Here is a 15,019-nt window from a genome sequence, read left to right as displayed (position 1 = left end):
GTTTTCGGTCAGCCGAGCGCCGCTTCCCATTCCGGCTCCTTGAAGCCCACCAGCAGCCCACCCGGATAGTCGACCACCGGGCGCTTGATGCAACTAGGATTCGCGGCCATGATCGCAACCGCCTTGGCAGCATCGATATCCGCCTTGTCTTCCTCGGGCAGCTTCTTGAACGTCGTCCCGGCGCGGTTGAGCACTTTCTCCCAGCCCGCTTCGGCTACCCACTTCTCCAGCCTGCCGGCGTCCGCGCCTTCCTTCTTGTAGTCGTGGAAGGTGTATTCGGTGCCGCGCGCCTCCAGCCACTTACGGGCCTTCTTGACGGTGTCGCAGTTGGGGATGCCGTAGAATTCAAGGCTCACGATTCGGTTTCCCTCTCGAAATGCCGCACGCGCGGTTCGTTGCAGGCGAAGGCGGTGTAGCTCTGGTAGTAGTGCTCGCGGCCCTTGGCCTGCACTTCGGCATGGGCGGCAACGCGGCGCCATGCAAGGGCGGCGGCTTCGTCCTGCCATTCCGACAGCGCGATCACTTCGCCGTCCTCGCTGGTGTAGCTCTTGAAGGAGAGGAAGCCGGGCTGCGCGCGGGCGAGCGCATCCATGGCCTCGGCATCGGCGGAATAGGCGGCCGCATCGATGTCGGCGCGCTTGCGGTTGCGGAAGACGACCAGGAACATGCCCGCGCTCATGGGCCTTCGCAGAGCGTTCCGCAAGCATCTGGCTCGCACCCCATGCTGGACAATCCGAAGATTGCGCGCCAAGGCGCGAGGCATGAGCGTGAACACTTTCGGCCGTCTTCTGCGATTCACTACCTGGGGCGAGAGCCATGGCCCTGCCATCGGCGCCGTTGTCGACGGGTGTCCGCCGGGACTCGCCATCGACGAGAGCGTGATCCAGCCCTTCCTCGACGCGCGCCGTCCGGGCCAGTCGAAGTTCACCACCCAGCGGCAGGAGCCGGATCAGGTCCGCATCCTCTCCGGCGTGTTCGAAGGCAAAACGACCGGCACGCCGATCAGCCTGATGATCGAGAACGTCGACCAGCGCTCGAAGGATTATTCGGACGTCGCCAAGGCCTATCGCCCCGGCCATGCCGACTATGCCTATGACGCCAAGTACGGTTTCCGCGACTATCGCGGCGGCGGCCGCAGCTCGGCGCGCGAGACCGCCAGCCGCGTGGCGGCAGGCGGGGTGGCGCGGCTGGTGATCCCGGAAGCGACGATCCTGGCCTATGTCTCGGAGATCGGCGGCGACGCTATCGACATGGCCAACTTCGACGCGGCCGAGATCGGCAACAACCCGTTCTTCTGCCCCGACGCCGAAGCTGCGAAGCGATGGGAAAAGATCGTCGACGATGCGCGCCTGGCCGGTTCCTCGGTAGGCGCAGTGGTGGAATGCGTGGCGACCGGCGTTCCGGCAGGCTGGGGCGCACCGCTCTACGGCAAGCTCGACGCCGATCTGGCCGCCGCGATGATGGGCATCAATGCGGTGAAGGGCGTTGAGATCGGCGACGGCTTCGCCGCCGCGCGCCTCACCGGCGAACAGAATGCCGATCCGATGCACCCCGGCACGAATGGTCCGGAGTTCAGCGCCAACCATGCGGGCGGTATCGCGGGCGGCATCTCGACCGGCCAGCCGGTACTGGTGCGCGTGGCCTTCAAGCCGACCAGCTCGATCCTGACCCCGCAGCCGACGATCAACCGTGAGGGCGAGGCGACCGAACTGTTCACCAAGGGCCGCCACGACCCCTGCGTCGGCATTCGCGGCGTTCCGGTGGTGGAGGCGATGATGGCGCTGGTCCTGGCCGACCACAAGCTGCTCCATCGCGGGCAGTGCGGTTGACCTGATCCGGCCGCACCGCTTCGGATCAATCTAGAAGACTGCGCACTTTCGCCGGATTGCCGACCACCGTGGCGCCTTCCGGCACGTCCCGCGTCACGACGCTGCCCGCGCCGATCACCGCATGGTCGCCCACTGTCACGCCGGGCAGGATGATCGCGCCGCCACCGATCCAGACATTGCGCCCGATGCGGATTGGACGTCCCCACTCGCGCCCGGTCGCGCGTTCAGCGGGATCGCGCGGATGGTCCGCTGTGAGAATCTGGACGCCGGGACCGATCTGCGTGCCGTCGCCGATGTGCACTTCCACCACGTCCAGCACCACGCAGTTGAAGTTCAGGAAAACGCCGCTGCCAAGGCTGATGTTGAAGCCGTAGTCGCAATGGAAAGGCGGCCGGATCACGCAATTCGCGCCGACCGCGCCGAACCGCTCGCGCAGCAGGGCTTCACGCTCGGTGGCAGCGATCGGACCGATATGGTTGAAACGGTGCATCCACTCCGCCGCTGCCAGCTGGTCGGCCTGAATTTCGGGATCGCTGGCGTGGTAGGGCGCTCCAGCGAGCATCTTCTGCTTTTCCGAACGCTCCATGGGAATGCTACCTCCGCTTCCTGAGGACGACGTAGATGGCGCCTTGACCGCCATGCCGGCGATGCGCGCCGCGAATGGCGACGATGTCGTGAGCATGATCGCTGGCGGCCAGCCAGTCGGTGATCTTGGCGCGAATGGCGCCCCGCGCGGTGCCACGGTCCATGGCATCGACCGGCCGGGGCTTGCCCGTCACGATCAGAACCACGCGCGCGCCCATGGCCTTGGCCTGGGTAAGCCCATGCATCAGCCGCACATAGGCCTGGTCCAAGTTCGATCCGTGAAGGTCCAGGCTGAAATCGGGGATCAGCGTGCCCTTCGAGATGCGCTTCTCCCACGAACCGTCGAGATGGAGCGGGGCATCGACTTTCGGCTTGGCAGGCGCCACCGGCTTGGGCGGAAGCGGCGGCGGCACCCGGCCTTTCGCCTTCTTGGGCGGCGGCGCGGGCGGAAAAACCACGGTCTTCGGCGGCGTCGGCACGGTTGCGGCGGGCGCCGGAGCGGGTCGGCGCTTTTCGAGCGGCGTCACCGTCCGGGCGACCAGCGCCCAGACTTCCGCTTCTTCCGCCGTCAATCGCCGTCCCGGCCTTCGCATAGCCGTCCTATCGCACGCCGAGGCGCGCAAGCGTACCCTTGGGCACCAGGATCAGCGCCTCGCCCCGGCCGCTCATCCCGCCGGCCGTCAGCCGCGCCTGCTCGCCCGAGCCCCAGAAGGTGTCGAAGCGATTCGCCCCCTTGATGGCGCCCCCGGTATCCTGCGCGATCCAGAGCCCGGTCGCCTCGCGCCGGTCGAGACGAAGCCAGACCGGCGCGCCCAGCGGCACGAAGCGGGGATCCGCCGCCACCGAGGCATGGCCGCGCACCGGCACGTTCAGCGCGCCGAGCGGACCGTCGCCCTTGAGTTCCTTGAAGAACACCCACGACTTGTTTTCGCGCATCAGCGCGGCACCGTCCTTCGGGTTATCGTGGATGTAGCGAATGATCCCCTGCATCGATCCGGAATATTGCCCCGGCCCCGAGCCCACGAGGCCGCGATCCCGCATCACGCCCCCGATGCCGGTATAGGGCAGGCCGTTCTGTCCGGCATAGCCGATGCGCATCACGCTGCCGTCCGGCGCGCGCAGGCGGCCCGAACCCTGGACCTGAAGAAAGAAGAACTCCACCGGATCCGCCACCCAGGCGATTTCCAGTCCCTTGCCGGAAAGCGCGCCCTGCTCGATGGCGGCGCGGTCGTGATAGGGCACGAAGTCACCGCCGGCATCGTAACGCCCCAGCGGCATGCGTCCGCTGGACGTCGGCGTCGCGTCGCCGGGTCGGGCACGCACGAGGTCGCCGGGCATGGAATAGACGGGCACCGCATAGCCGGGCACCGGCAGGCGCGAACCGGCGATTTCCGGCTCGTAGTAGCCGGTCGCGAACCCCTTGCCGTCGCCGATACGGGCCGTTTCGAAGTAGGTGGCGAAGAATTGCGCGGCGGGCTTGCCGCTCCAGGCCGCGGCGGCGGCGCAGGCCTGCCGCCAGTCGGCCGGGCGCGTAAGCCCGCTGGCATCCGTGCGCACGGTGACCCGTGGGCAGCTCTCGCGGAACGAGGCGAGCGCCGCGACGGCGTCGCTGGAGCCGAGCGGAAGGGAGGACACGGCTGGCCCTGCCTTCACGCCCGCCGCGACGGCACTGCCCGGCTGCGGCTGTGCAGGGCCGGCAGGCATCAGCGGCCGAGGCTTCTGCACGGGCGGCCTGGCCGGCGGCCGTGACGGCCCTTTAGGGCTAGGGACCACTTGCACGCAGGCCGCCAGCAGGGCGGGCAGGACAAAGGCAGACAATCGGCGCAACGGAAAACGCGACTCCCGACGTCGCGACACGTTCCATCCCCGCAAGATCGATCTCCGAAAGCCTGATAACAACGCTGGTAACGACAAAGGCCGGACCTTTCGGCCCGGCCTGTCGATCCTTGTGAGATACTCGGCGCGAAATCAACCGAGTTGGGCGATCAACCCGCGTCGGTTTCGTCGAGCAGCCAGTCGGGGCCGGACGAATTGAGTTGGCGGCTGAAAGTCCAGACGTCCACAGCCTCGATCGCATCGTCGAGCGATCCGGCGATCACATGGCCTTCGGCGTCCCGCGTCACGGCGGCAATGTCCGAACGGAAGCGCAAGGTGATACGGGCATAGCCGCTTTCCACCCCGGCCGAAACGATCGCCACGTCCTCGATGCGGATGAGGCGGTTGTCCATGGTCTCACCCGCCGCTGCACGAGCGTCGATAGCGGCCGCGAAGCTTTCATAGACATCGCCGTCGCACAGCGCGCGAAGCTCTGCCTTGTCGCCCTTCCAGAACGATTCCAGGATCAGGCGATAGGCACTGCGCGCGCCTTCGAGGAAGGCATAGGCATCGAAGCGACGGTCCGCGCCGGAGATTTCGGCAAGGCCTCGCTCCACCGAAGGCGGGGCAAGCGGCATTTCGCGCGCTCGCTGCGGCTGACCAGCCCGGCCGCGCTCTTCCGCCTTGGCTTCGGGCTTACCGTCGACCTTGGGGGCCGGAACGCGCGGCGCACCGGGCTGGCCCTGGCGGCCTTCGAAGCGCCCCTGGATCGGCTCTTCCTCATGCTCGGCACGGCGGCCGAGTACCGAATAGAGCCGCAGGCCGAGGAAGGCTGCGATCATGGCCAGGATCACGATTTCCGGTGTCACGTTCCTTTGTCCATCCTTGTGTTGGACGCTTCGGGGGCACGGGTGGAGCGTTTTCGCCATCCGCCCGAAGGCGCCATCATAGACCCAGATAGGTACGGTTTTCAAATGAACAACGCGTGAGCAACGGTATCTGGGGTTTTTCCGCCGTTCCGCGAGCCCTATTCCGTCATTATAGCGTAACCAACGTCCCGGCCCGGCAACCGTTCCCTCGGGCGTTCCCCCGGACCTTGCCCCGAATCGACTGCCCTAAGAACTTCGGGCGGAACCCCTGTCGGCTTGGGCTTGCAAACAATTTAGCCGTTCTCGGGTGTTCCACCGGCCCGAAAAATGCTTTACGCGGCGCGCCAGACTTCAATCCGTGCGCTCTGTTGATGGGCCAAATTGACGGGAACGAACCAAATGGCCGACGAAGGCAACGTCATCTCCGATCTCAACCTCGAAAACGGCGAGGATTCCGCGCCGGCCGCCGGCATCATCTCGCAGTACGTGAAGGATCTCTCGGTAGAGAATCCGAACGCACCGCAGAGCTTCTCGTGGCAGGACCAGCCGCAGATCGAAGTGCAGTTCAACATCGGCGCGCGCCAGATCGACGGCGAAGTGCATGAAGTCGAACTGAAGATCACCTGCGCCTCGAAAGGCCCGCAGGGCACCGCTTTCGCGGTCGAACTGGCCTACGCCGCCCTCGTCGGCATGCGCAATCTCGATGAAGGCCAGGCCCACGCGTTCCTCTATGCCGAAGCGCCGCGCATCCTGTTCCCCTTCGCCCGCCGCGTCGTCGCCGATGCCGTGCGCGATGCCGGCTTCGCGCCGCTGATGCTGGAGCCGATCGACTTCAACGGCCTCTACATCCAGCAGCTCCAGGCGCAGCAGCAGGCAGACGCCACCCAGGGCGAGCCGGTCGGCCACGCCTGAAAACCGGCTTGAACGGCGTATGACGCACGTTCTTGCACTATCGGCCCGCGCCTCCAAACCGGAGACGCGGGCCGTTGGCTTATCCGGGCCATCGAATTCGGTGATCCCCTTCAACGCGGCCACCTTTAACTCAGGCATCAGCGGGAACTTCCGGGCATGAACCTTGTAAAGGCGCTGGCCAGCGTCGGCGGCCTCACTCTCGCCAGCCGCGTGCTCGGACTGGTCCGCGACAGCCTGTTCGCCCGCTTCGTCGGCGCGGGTTTCGCCTCGGACGCCTTCCTGATCGCGTTCCGGCTGCCGAACATGTTCCGCGCCCTCTTCGCGGAAGGCGCCTTCGCTTCGGCCTTCATCCCCATGTTCAACCAGAAGGTGGCGGACAAGGACGGCCCCGGCCTGCCCGCCGGCATTACCTTTGCGGAGCAGGCTCTGGCCGTGCTCCTGCCGATCCTGATTGCCATGACGGTGGTGCTGGAAGTGTTCGCCTGGCCGGTGACGTTCCTCCTCTCCGGCAAGTTCAACGGCGTCAGCCATGAGCAATTCGCCTATGCGGTACAGCTCAGCCGGATCACCATCCCCTATCTGGCGCTCATCAGCCTGGTCTCGCTGCTCGGCGGTATTCTCAATTCGCTGAACAAGTTCTGGGTCAATGCCGCCGCGCCGATCCTGTTGAATCTGACGCAGATCGTAGCCATTCTGGGTTTCCATTCTGCCGATGCGCTGGTGACGGCACGCAATCAAGCCATTGCCGTTTCGGTTTCCGGCGCGCTCCAACTCCTGTGGCTGATATGGGCTTGCCGCGCCAATGGCGTATCGCTGAGGTTGCGGATGCCGGCTTGGAACCCGGATGTAAAACGCCTCATGAAACTGATCCTGCCCGCCGCAGCCGGCGCAGGCGCCATGCAGATCAACCTTATGATCTCCACTGCGCTCGCCGCCTCGCTGTTGGTCCACGGCTCGGTGACCTACATTTACCTGGCGGACCGCCTGAACCAGCTTCCGCTCGGCCTGATCGGCATCGGCCTTGGCACCGTGCTCCTGCCGACGATCTCGCGCCAACTCGGCGGGGGAGAGCACCAGGCGGCGATGGACACGCAGAATCGCGGCATGGAACTGGCCCTGCTGCTCACCCTGCCCGCCGCCGTCGCCCTGATCGTCTGCGGCCAGCCGATCGCCGCCGCCCTGTTCGGCTACGGCAAGTTCGACGCGAACGACGTGGCCCGCACTGCCGAGGCGCTGGCCGCCTTCTCGATCGGCTTGCCCAGCTACATCCTGGTCAAAGTGCTGACTCCCGGCTTCTATGCCCGCCAGGACACCAGAACGCCGGTACGTTTCGCGATGATGTCGATGGTGGTGAACCTTGTCGGCAACCTCGTGCTGATCGTGCCGCTCCAGCACATGGGCCCGCCGCTGGCGACCGCCATCGCCTCTACCGCGAACGTCGCCATGCTCTATTGGGCCCTGGTGAAGCGCGGCCATTTCCAGGCTGATACCCGCCTGAAGCGCCGTGCTCCGCGCCTTGCCCTCGCCGCCGTGGCGATGGGCGCGGTGCTGTGGTTCGGGCAGGATCTGCTGACGCCTTACCTCCACGGCACCTGGCTGGTGCGCGGTCTTGCCCTGGCCGTGCTCGTTTCCGCCGGCGGCATGGTCTACGCGATGGCGACGCTGGCAACCGGCGCCTTCACGCGCGCCGATCTCGCCCTGCTGCGCCGCCGTCGCGCGGCGCCCTGAGGCTTCCATCCGTGCCCGATTGTGCTAAGAGCCCCGCCTATGCAGGATCTTTCGCTCTCGAAGTCTGCCTTCCCGCGCCGTTCCTGGCGATGGCGGATCGCCGCGCGCGCCGCGCGCTGATCGCACCTGCATCCGCGCCTTTCCGGGCGCACTCACATTCCTGACAACTCACAACTCGCGAAGGACGCATCCATGCGTATCGTCTCCGGCATCCAGCCTACCGGCAACCTGCATCTCGGCAACTATCTCGGTGCGATCCGCAATTGGGTGAAGATGCAGGACGACGTCGCCGCTGAGGGCGGTGACAGCCTCTACTTCCTGGCCGATCTCCACGCGATCTCCATGCCGCACGATCCGGCGACCCTTTCCGCCAACACGCGCGAGATGGTGGCGGCGCTGGTCGCCTGCGGAGTCGATCCCGACCGTTCGATCCTGTTCAACCAGACCCAGGTTCCCCAGCATGCCGAACTGCAATGGCTGCTCAACGGCACCGCGCGGATGGGCTGGCTGAACCGCATGACGCAGTGGAAGGACAAGGCCGGCAAGAACCGCGAAGGCGCTTCCGTGGCACTGTTCACCTACCCGGTGCTCCAGGCGGCCGACGTGCTGCTCTACCAGGCCACCCACGTTCCGGTGGGCGAGGACCAGAAGCAGCATCTCGAACTCGCCCGCGACATCGCTCAGAAGTTCAATAACGACTTCGCGCCCAAGGATGAAAATGGGGGGGAAGACCCGATCTTCACCCTGCCAGAGCCGATCATTCCGCCCGAAGCCGCGCGGATCATGAGCCTGCGCGACGGTTCGTCGAAGATGAGCAAGTCCGACCCCTCCGACATGGCCCGCATCAACCTGACCGACGATGCCGACATGATCATGCAGAAGGTCAAGAAGGCCAAGACCGATCCCGAGCCGCTGCCTTCGGAAAAGGAAGGCCTCGAAGGCCGAGCCGAGGCGCGCAACCTGGTGGGCATCTACGCGGTGATGGCCGGAACCACGATCGAGGCCGTGCTCGCGGACTTCGGCGGTGAGGGCTTCGGTAAGTTCAAGCCGGCGCTGGGCGAACTGCTGGTGGAGAAGCTCGCGCCGATCAATGCGCGCTTCGTCGAACTGCGCGGCGATCGCGATTCGCTCGATGCCATTCTGCGCAAGGGCTCGGAAAAGGCCCGTGCGCTGGCCGTGCCGACGCTGGAGAAGGCCTACCAGGCGCTCGGCCTGGTTCGCTGATCGGGGGAAAAGACGTCGTCCCGGACTTGATCCGGGACCGCTGGCCTAGCCGCGCCCACCTCGCGGCCAGGCACCTGCTGGGCATGAGTGGTCCACCGCGGGCGAGCACCTAAAGATTTGACAGCGGTCCCGGATCAAGTCCGGGACGACGGTCAGTCCAATCCCAGAAGCTTTGCCCGGCGCCGGATCCAGGTGGCGGCAAGCGAGGCGACCTCACCCAGCGCCTCCAGTCCCTCGCGGTCCTTCTTGTGCTCGCCCGCGATAAGCAGCCCAAAGACCCGCTTCACGCTCCAGTCCGGGTAGGGCCTTTCCACCAGCACCATCCGATCCCCGGCGGCAACCTCGCCTTCTTCCAGCACCCGGTAGTACCAGCCCGAGCGACGCGACTTCACCACGCGCGCGTTGACCGCCGCACCATCGAAGCGGTGATCGAGCTTCCAGCAGGGCTGGCGCCCCTGGCAGACCTCGACCAGCGCCGTGCCCAGCCGCCAGCGGTCGCCCACGCAGATCTGCTCCTCGGTCAGGCCCTCGGTGGCGATATTCTCGCCGAAAGCTCCGAAATCGGAGAGCAGAGGGTGATCCCCGAGCGATTCGCGCCAGAAGCCGTAGTGATCGTGGGGATAGTGGTGGATCGCCTTGTCCGGTCCGCCGTGGACGGCAAGATCGGCCTGCTCATCTCCGTCAAGGCCGAGACGATGGACCGTCACCCGCCCCTCGATCGGCTTCTTGCCGATGGCACTAGGCTCGTCCTCGCCCCGGAAAGGCCTGACCTTTCCGCACTGAATCGAAAGAATCGGAATCGAAAGCGTGTCTGGGGAACTGTTCAACATCCGGGTGACTTCCTACATGATAACCCTGATCTCAAGTCGTGAACGCGAAGGAATGGGATATCGGCTCCGGAAACGTTTCGCCGCCACCCTGCCTCCATTCAACCGCTATTCAGGGCCTTGATATTAAGGCAGAGTCGCAAAGAATCAGAGTCTTTGGAAGAATCACAGGCCGCGCTTGGGAAGGGCGTCTCGGTCCTGTCGGGTTCGTGGAGTGAAACCGATGACAGATAATCCCGGAACCCATCTCGGAAAGCTGCGGCTCGTTGCCGTAGGCGTCCTGCTGATGGCCCTCGCCGCCTGCGCCACGCCTTTCAAGGCCGACGTATCGCGGTTCCAGCAACTTCCGGCGCCTGCCGGCCAGACCATCGCCGTCGTGGCCGATGACCCCAAGCTTGCCGGTGGCCTCGAATTCGCCACTTACGCCCGCCTGGTCAGCGATCGCCTGCAAAAGGTCGGATATACTCCGGTAGACGATCCCGCGAAGGCCACCCTCATCGCCCGCTTCGACTACGGCGTGGACACCGGCCGCGAGCGCGTGCGCTCCACCCCCGGCATGGGCGGCGCCTGGGGCCCGTGGTATGGCGGCGGCTGGGGCGGCCGTGGCTTCTACGGTCGCGGTTGGGGCGGCGGCGGCTGGGGCTGGGGTGGTCCGTGGCGCTATGGCTGGTACGATCCGTTCTTCGACGGCGGCGTGGATTCCTACACCGTCTTCACCAGCGGCATCACGCTGAAGATCGACCGTGCGGCCGACAACCTGCGCCTGTTCGAAGGCAAGGCCGAAGCCGTTTCCACCTCGAACCGCCTCCAGTACCTTGTTCCGAACCTGATCGAATCGATGTTCACGAATTTCCCGGGGAACTCGGGCGAGACCATGCGCATTACCGTGGCGCCTGAAAAGAAATGAAACTTGAGCAAATAAGCTGACTGGCTCCCCTGCGAAGAGGGAGACACCGAGGGACGGGTCCGCCGAAACATGCGGGCCCGTCCTTTCTTTTTGCCGTTCCGGCTCGTATCGCCGCGCTTCCGGTTGACCCTCGCCAGCCGCTTAGGAATGCTTGCCTTCGATGAACACGTTCATGGCCATCATGTCGCAGCTCTTCTGGGGCGTGACCGTGGGCGCGCTTTCGGCGGCTTTCTCGGCGCTGGCCAAAGGGCTGGCGGCGATCGTCGGCATCGGCGGCGTGGGCTGGTATTCGCTCAAGCGGCGGCGCGACAGGCGCGCGCGGATCGAGCGGAAAGACTGACGGTCGGTGCCGTTCGACCCTGTTGCCGAACTTGTTGGATCCGCGCTGGAGGGCGCAGGCGACTTCGCCGCGAGTGAAGTCCATCGCCGGACGGGCTGGCAAGGATGCCTCGCCTTGATCCTCATCCCGGCCGTAGCAATTGGTCTGCTGCTCTGGTGGCTTGGCGCCTTTTCAGGCGCCTGACCCCGCCGTCAACTCCCCAGCGCAACAACCCCGCCGGTAGAGCCGAACCCGCCCTCCCCACGCTCGGTCGCTTCCAGTTCCTCGACGGTCAGCCAGGAAGCGCGCGTCACCGGCGCCAGCACAAGCTGCGCCACGCGATCGCCGCGCAGGATCTCGAAGGGCTTCGCCCCGTGGTTGATCAGGATCACCTTCAGCTCGCCGCGATAGTCCGAATCGATCGTGCCCGGAGCATTCGGCACCGAAATCCCGTGCTTGAGCGCAAGGCCGGAGCGCGGACGCACCTGGATCTCGAAACCGGGCGGGATCGCCATGGCGAGGCCGGTGGCGACCGCGTGGCGCGCGCCCGGAGCCAGCGTCACGTCCTCGGCCGAGACCACGTCCATCCCTGCGGCGCCGTCGGTCGCGTAGGCGGGAAGGTCCAGGCCTTCACCGTGGGGCAGGATCTTGATCGGAACCGGGACGTCAACGGGGGAGTGCATCTGCGAACCTTTCGACGAGGGCGCGCGCGACGTCCTCCTTGGGCATTTCGGGAAGGCTGATCACATCGTCCGCGCGCACGATGTGGACCGCATTGACGTCCCCGCCCATCACATCGCCCGATACGTCGTTGGCGATGATCCAGTCGGCGCCTTTGCGTTTGCGCTTTTCGGTGGCGTAGCGGATGACGTCCTGCGTCTCGGCGGCAAAGCCGATCACCAGCGGCGGGCGGTTCGGCCCGGTCGCCAGCGTGGCGAGGATGTCGGGATTTTCGGTGAGCAGCAACGCCGGCGGCTCCGAGCCGCGCTTCTTCAGCTTCTGGTCGGCCGCCTGCGCAACGCGCCAGTCGGCCACGGCGGCAACCATCACGGCGATGTCGGCGGGCAGCGCCCGGCGCACCGCTTCCGCCATCTGCAAGGCGCTTTCCACGTCGACACGGTCGACGCCGGGCGGCGTAGGCAAATGCACCGGCCCGGCGACGAGCGTGACCCGCGCACCGGCTTCGGCGGCGGCGGCGGCGATGGCGAAGCCCTGTTTGCCGGAGGAACGGTTCGCGATGTAGCGAACCGGATCGATCGGCTCCCAGGTGGGGCCGGCGGTGATCAGGACGTGGCGGCCCGATAGCGGCCCCGAAAGCGGTTCCGTCAAGGGCCCACGCACGAGATGCAGCGCATCGGGATCGGTCGCGGGTGCGCCGCGCGCTTCGCCCTTGCGGGCGGCAAGCGCGGCTTCCTCCGGCGTGAAGCCGAGGTCTTCGTGGCTGACGGACCTGTCCGTACCGAAAGTTGCGGGCTGGCGGCCGCTGCGCGCGACCATCTCGCCGGTCAGCCCGCCCAGGGCCAGACCGTCGCTATCGTCATGCTCCGACTGCGCGATCCGCGCCTGCCCGCCAAGGAAATCGCTCCCCGGCAACGGCGCCACTTCGACCGGGCCGAGCCCGAGCGCCCAGGCTATACGCTGCCAGATCGCCAGCGGATCCGGCAGACGGCCAGGGCCGTATTCGCCGCAGGCCATCGTGCCTTCGTCCGGCTCCATCACGTCCACGCCCGCGTCACGCAAGGTCTGGACGTTGCGGGTAGTGGCCGCGTGTTGCCACATGCGCACGTTCATCGCGGGCACGGCCATCACCGGCTTGTCGGTGGCGAGCAGCATCGTCGTCGCCAGATCGTCGGCGATGCCCGCCGCCATCTTGGCCATGAGATCCGCCGTCGCCGGGCAGACGACCACCAGATCGGCCTCGCGGCTGAGCTGGATGTGCCCCATCTCGGCCTCGTTCTTGAGATCCCAGAGCGTGGTGTAGACCGGCTTTTCCGAGAGCGCGGCAAGCGCCATGGGCGTCACGAAGTGCGCGCCGCCCTCGGTCAGCACACAGGTGACTTCGCCGCCTTCCTTGCGGATCTGCCGGACGAGTTCGCAGGACTTGTAGGCCGCGATACCGCCGCCCACGACCAGGAGAATGCGTGGTCCACTCATGGCTGCGGCTTGTGCAACAGCGGGACGGCGCACGCAATCTGTTTGCGGCACCCGCCCTGCCGGAATTGCAGTAGACCGATGAGATGCCGTCGTCCCGGACTTGATCCGGGACCGCTGTCAATTCTTTAGGCGCAACCTCGCGACGAGCCGCCGCCACGCTCGAAAGGTGGCGCGGCTTTGCCAGCGGTCCCGGATCAGGTCCGGGACGACGGGCCCTTCACGCCAGCATCGTCCAGTAGGTCAGGCCGAACGCCACGACGCCGCCGACCAGCGCCGACAAACCGTAGCCGATCCACTGGGCAGGCTCGGGACGGCGCGGGAAGATGAGTTCCACTTCAGGAAGCGGCGCCTGTTCGGGCGCGCCGCCCTTGGGCGGGAACTTCTCCTCGATCCGCCGCACCAGCGCGGGCAGGCGGAACAGGGTGCCGAGATCCTCGCGCAGGCGATCGGCAATGACCGCCTCGGGGCCGAGTTCGTCGCGCAGCCAGCTTTTCACGAAGGGCGCGGAGACGTCCCACATGTTGATATCGGGATCGAGCGCGGTGGCAAGGCCTTCAACCATGACCATCGTCTTCTGGAGCAGCAGCAGGTGCGGCTGCACGGCCATGTCGAAATCGCGGGTGATCGCGAAAAGCCCGTCGAGCATCTGGCCGACCGAAAGCTCGGACACCGGCTTGCCGCGCATCGGTTCGCCCACGGCGCGCAGCGCGGTCGCGAACTCTTCCACCGTGTGGTAGCTCGGCACGTACTGCGCTTCGAAATGGATTTCCGCCACGCGGCGATAGTTGCCGGTGGTGAGGCCGTAGAGGATCTCCGCCAGCCAGAGCCGCGCCTGCCGGTTGATGCGGCCCATGATGCCGAAGTCGATGGCGACGATAGTGCCGTCGTCCTCCACGAACAGGTTGCCCTGGTGCATGTCGGCATGGAAGAAGCCGCTGGAGATCGCCTGGGTCAGGAACGTGATCACCAGGCGATGGGCCAGCTTGGGAAGATCGTGCCCGGCGGCGCGCAGGCCCGCCAGATCGCTCATCTTGGTGGCGCCGATCCACTCGATCGTCAGCACCTGGCCGTTGGTGCGGTCCCAATCGATGTGCGGCACGCGGTAGCCGTGGATGCCCTTCATCGCGTCGGACAGTTCGGAGGCGGAGGCTGCCTCGCGCCTGAGGTCCAGTTCGCGCAGGGTCCAGCGCTTGAGATTGGCGACGACCGCGCGCGGGCGCAGGCGCGACGCCTCGCCGCCCAAGGCTTCGAGATGGGCGGCGGCCCATTCGTAAGTCTCGACATCGCGGGCGAACTGCTCGCGGATGCCGGGGCGCAACACCTTGACCGCGACAGTGCGGCCGTCCGGCGTGATGGCCTTGTGAACTTGCGCGATGGAGGCGGCGCCCACCGGGTTCTCGTCGATCGAGTCGAAGACCTGTTCGAGCGGGCGACCGAAGCTGCTCTCGATCACATGGCGGATTTCGGAGAACGCTACCGGCGGCAGGCTGTCCTGCAAGGTCAGAAGGTTGCGCGCAGGAACTTCGCCGACGAGGTCGGGCCGCGTGGCAAGCGCCTGGCCGAGCTTGATAGCGGCGGGGCCGATATCCTGGAAGGCGCCGGCATAGTCGGGCTCGATCGGCTGTCGCGTGCCCAGGCGGGCGATCCGGGAGAGGCGCTTGACCTGCACCGGGGCGTTGCGATCGTTCTCGATCCCGCGCAGCGCGCCGTGGCGTGCGAGGACGCGCCCCCACTTCAGGAGCCGCAGGATATGCGTGGTAGATCCGGTCATTTATCTGCCAGCCTCACGGCTGGAAGCGGCACCGGCCCACGCCCCCACCCTACCACCCAACGGTAGTATCCTGCGGGTG

16 protein-coding genes are annotated in these 15,019 nt (G+C 66.4%); 6 read left to right on the top strand and 10 right to left on the bottom strand.

Features of this window, described 5'->3' with window-relative positions:
- Positions 1-8: 8 nt before the first annotated feature.
- Together RT424_RS07000 and RT424_RS06995 are read right to left on the bottom strand one after the other, a co-directional pair.
- Complete coding sequence (locus RT424_RS07000; protein WP_313435668.1) at positions 9-356, bottom strand: arsenate reductase; 348 nt, start codon at positions 354-356, stop codon at positions 9-11.
- Positions 353-667, bottom strand: a complete 315-nt coding sequence (locus tag RT424_RS06995; protein ID WP_147219627.1) for an antibiotic biosynthesis monooxygenase family protein — start codon at positions 665-667, stop codon at positions 353-355. Before RT424_RS06995 ends, RT424_RS07000 begins: the two co-directional genes overlap by 4 nt.
- Before the next feature lie 94 nt (positions 668-761).
- Between RT424_RS06995 and aroC the strand changes: the two genes are divergently transcribed.
- Positions 762-1,829, top strand: coding sequence for a chorismate synthase (gene aroC, locus RT424_RS06990; RefSeq protein ID WP_313435665.1), 1,068 nt, complete (start codon positions 762-764; stop codon positions 1,827-1,829).
- 25 nt (positions 1,830-1,854) lie between these two features.
- Here aroC and RT424_RS06985 read toward each other — a convergent pair whose 3' ends face one another.
- From RT424_RS06985 to RT424_RS06970, 4 genes are all read right to left on the bottom strand, one after another.
- The gene (locus RT424_RS06985; protein ID WP_313435663.1) at positions 1,855-2,415 is read right to left on the bottom strand and encodes a sugar O-acetyltransferase; all 561 of its coding nucleotides are present in this window, start codon (positions 2,413-2,415) and stop codon (positions 1,855-1,857) included.
- A gap of 7 nt (positions 2,416-2,422) precedes the next feature.
- A complete protein-coding gene (locus tag RT424_RS06980) occupies positions 2,423-3,007 on the bottom strand; it encodes a Smr/MutS family protein (protein WP_313435661.1) in 585 nt (194 codons plus the stop codon).
- Positions 3,008-3,014: 7 nt separating this feature from the next.
- Entirely contained in the window at positions 3,015-4,271 is a 1,257-nt protein-coding gene (locus RT424_RS06975) for a murein transglycosylase A (RefSeq protein WP_409521448.1), read from the bottom strand.
- 128 nt (positions 4,272-4,399) lie between these two features.
- Positions 4,400-5,098 carry a Tim44/TimA family putative adaptor protein gene (locus tag RT424_RS06970; protein ID WP_313435657.1) on the bottom strand — a complete coding sequence of 233 codons (699 nt, stop codon included), beginning with the start codon at positions 5,096-5,098 and terminating at the stop codon, positions 4,400-4,402.
- A 399-nt stretch (positions 5,099-5,497) separates the two neighbouring features.
- Here RT424_RS06970 and secB point away from each other — a divergent pair, with 399 nt between their 5' ends.
- The 3 genes from secB to trpS all read left to right on the top strand — a co-directional run bounded on the left by secB (position 5,498) and on the right by trpS (position 8,962).
- A complete protein-coding gene (gene secB / locus RT424_RS06965; protein ID WP_313435655.1) occupies positions 5,498-6,010 on the top strand; it encodes a protein-export chaperone SecB in 513 nt (170 codons plus the stop codon).
- A 156-nt stretch (positions 6,011-6,166) separates the two neighbouring features.
- Complete coding sequence (gene murJ / locus RT424_RS06960; RefSeq protein ID WP_313435653.1) at positions 6,167-7,738, top strand: murein biosynthesis integral membrane protein MurJ; 1,572 nt, start codon at positions 6,167-6,169, stop codon at positions 7,736-7,738.
- A 192-nt stretch (positions 7,739-7,930) separates the two neighbouring features.
- Complete coding sequence (trpS, locus tag RT424_RS06955; protein ID WP_313435651.1) at positions 7,931-8,962, top strand: tryptophan--tRNA ligase; 1,032 nt, start codon at positions 7,931-7,933, stop codon at positions 8,960-8,962.
- 152 nt (positions 8,963-9,114) lie between these two features.
- Here the strand turns inward: trpS and RT424_RS06950 are convergent, their stop codons facing one another.
- On the bottom strand, positions 9,115-9,792 hold the full coding sequence (locus RT424_RS06950) for an MOSC domain-containing protein (protein ID WP_313435649.1): 678 nt from the start codon (positions 9,790-9,792) through the stop codon (positions 9,115-9,117).
- Positions 9,793-10,012: 220 nt separating this feature from the next.
- Here RT424_RS06950 and RT424_RS06945 point away from each other — a divergent pair, with 220 nt between their 5' ends.
- Together RT424_RS06945 and RT424_RS06940 are read left to right on the top strand one after the other, a co-directional pair.
- Positions 10,013-10,696 carry a DUF4136 domain-containing protein gene (locus RT424_RS06945; protein WP_313435647.1) on the top strand — a complete coding sequence of 228 codons (684 nt, stop codon included), beginning with the start codon at positions 10,013-10,015 and terminating at the stop codon, positions 10,694-10,696.
- Positions 10,697-10,868: 172 nt separating this feature from the next.
- The gene (locus tag RT424_RS06940) at positions 10,869-11,036 is read left to right on the top strand and encodes a hypothetical protein (protein ID WP_313435645.1); all 168 of its coding nucleotides are present in this window, start codon (positions 10,869-10,871) and stop codon (positions 11,034-11,036) included.
- A gap of 191 nt (positions 11,037-11,227) precedes the next feature.
- On the opposite strand, the gene dut is transcribed toward RT424_RS06940, so the two are convergent.
- The 3 genes from dut to ubiB form a co-directional block, all read right to left on the bottom strand.
- A complete protein-coding gene (dut, locus tag RT424_RS06935) occupies positions 11,228-11,698 on the bottom strand; it encodes a dUTP diphosphatase (RefSeq protein WP_313435643.1) in 471 nt (156 codons plus the stop codon).
- A complete protein-coding gene (locus tag RT424_RS06930; protein ID WP_313435641.1) occupies positions 11,682-13,169 on the bottom strand; it encodes a bifunctional phosphopantothenoylcysteine decarboxylase/phosphopantothenate synthase in 1,488 nt (495 codons plus the stop codon). Before RT424_RS06930 ends, dut begins: the two co-directional genes overlap by 17 nt.
- Positions 13,170-13,386: 217 nt before the next feature.
- On the bottom strand, positions 13,387-14,940 hold the full coding sequence (gene ubiB / locus RT424_RS06925) for a 2-polyprenylphenol 6-hydroxylase (RefSeq protein ID WP_313435639.1): 1,554 nt from the start codon (positions 14,938-14,940) through the stop codon (positions 13,387-13,389).
- Between the last annotated feature and the right edge of the window lie 79 nt (positions 14,941-15,019).

The organism is Novosphingobium sp., assembly GCF_032093395.1.
GTDB lineage: Bacteria > Pseudomonadota > Alphaproteobacteria > Sphingomonadales > Sphingomonadaceae > Novosphingobium.
The sequence above is the reverse complement of the archived record's forward strand: the minus strand, read 5'-3'. Positions and strand labels throughout refer to the sequence as shown.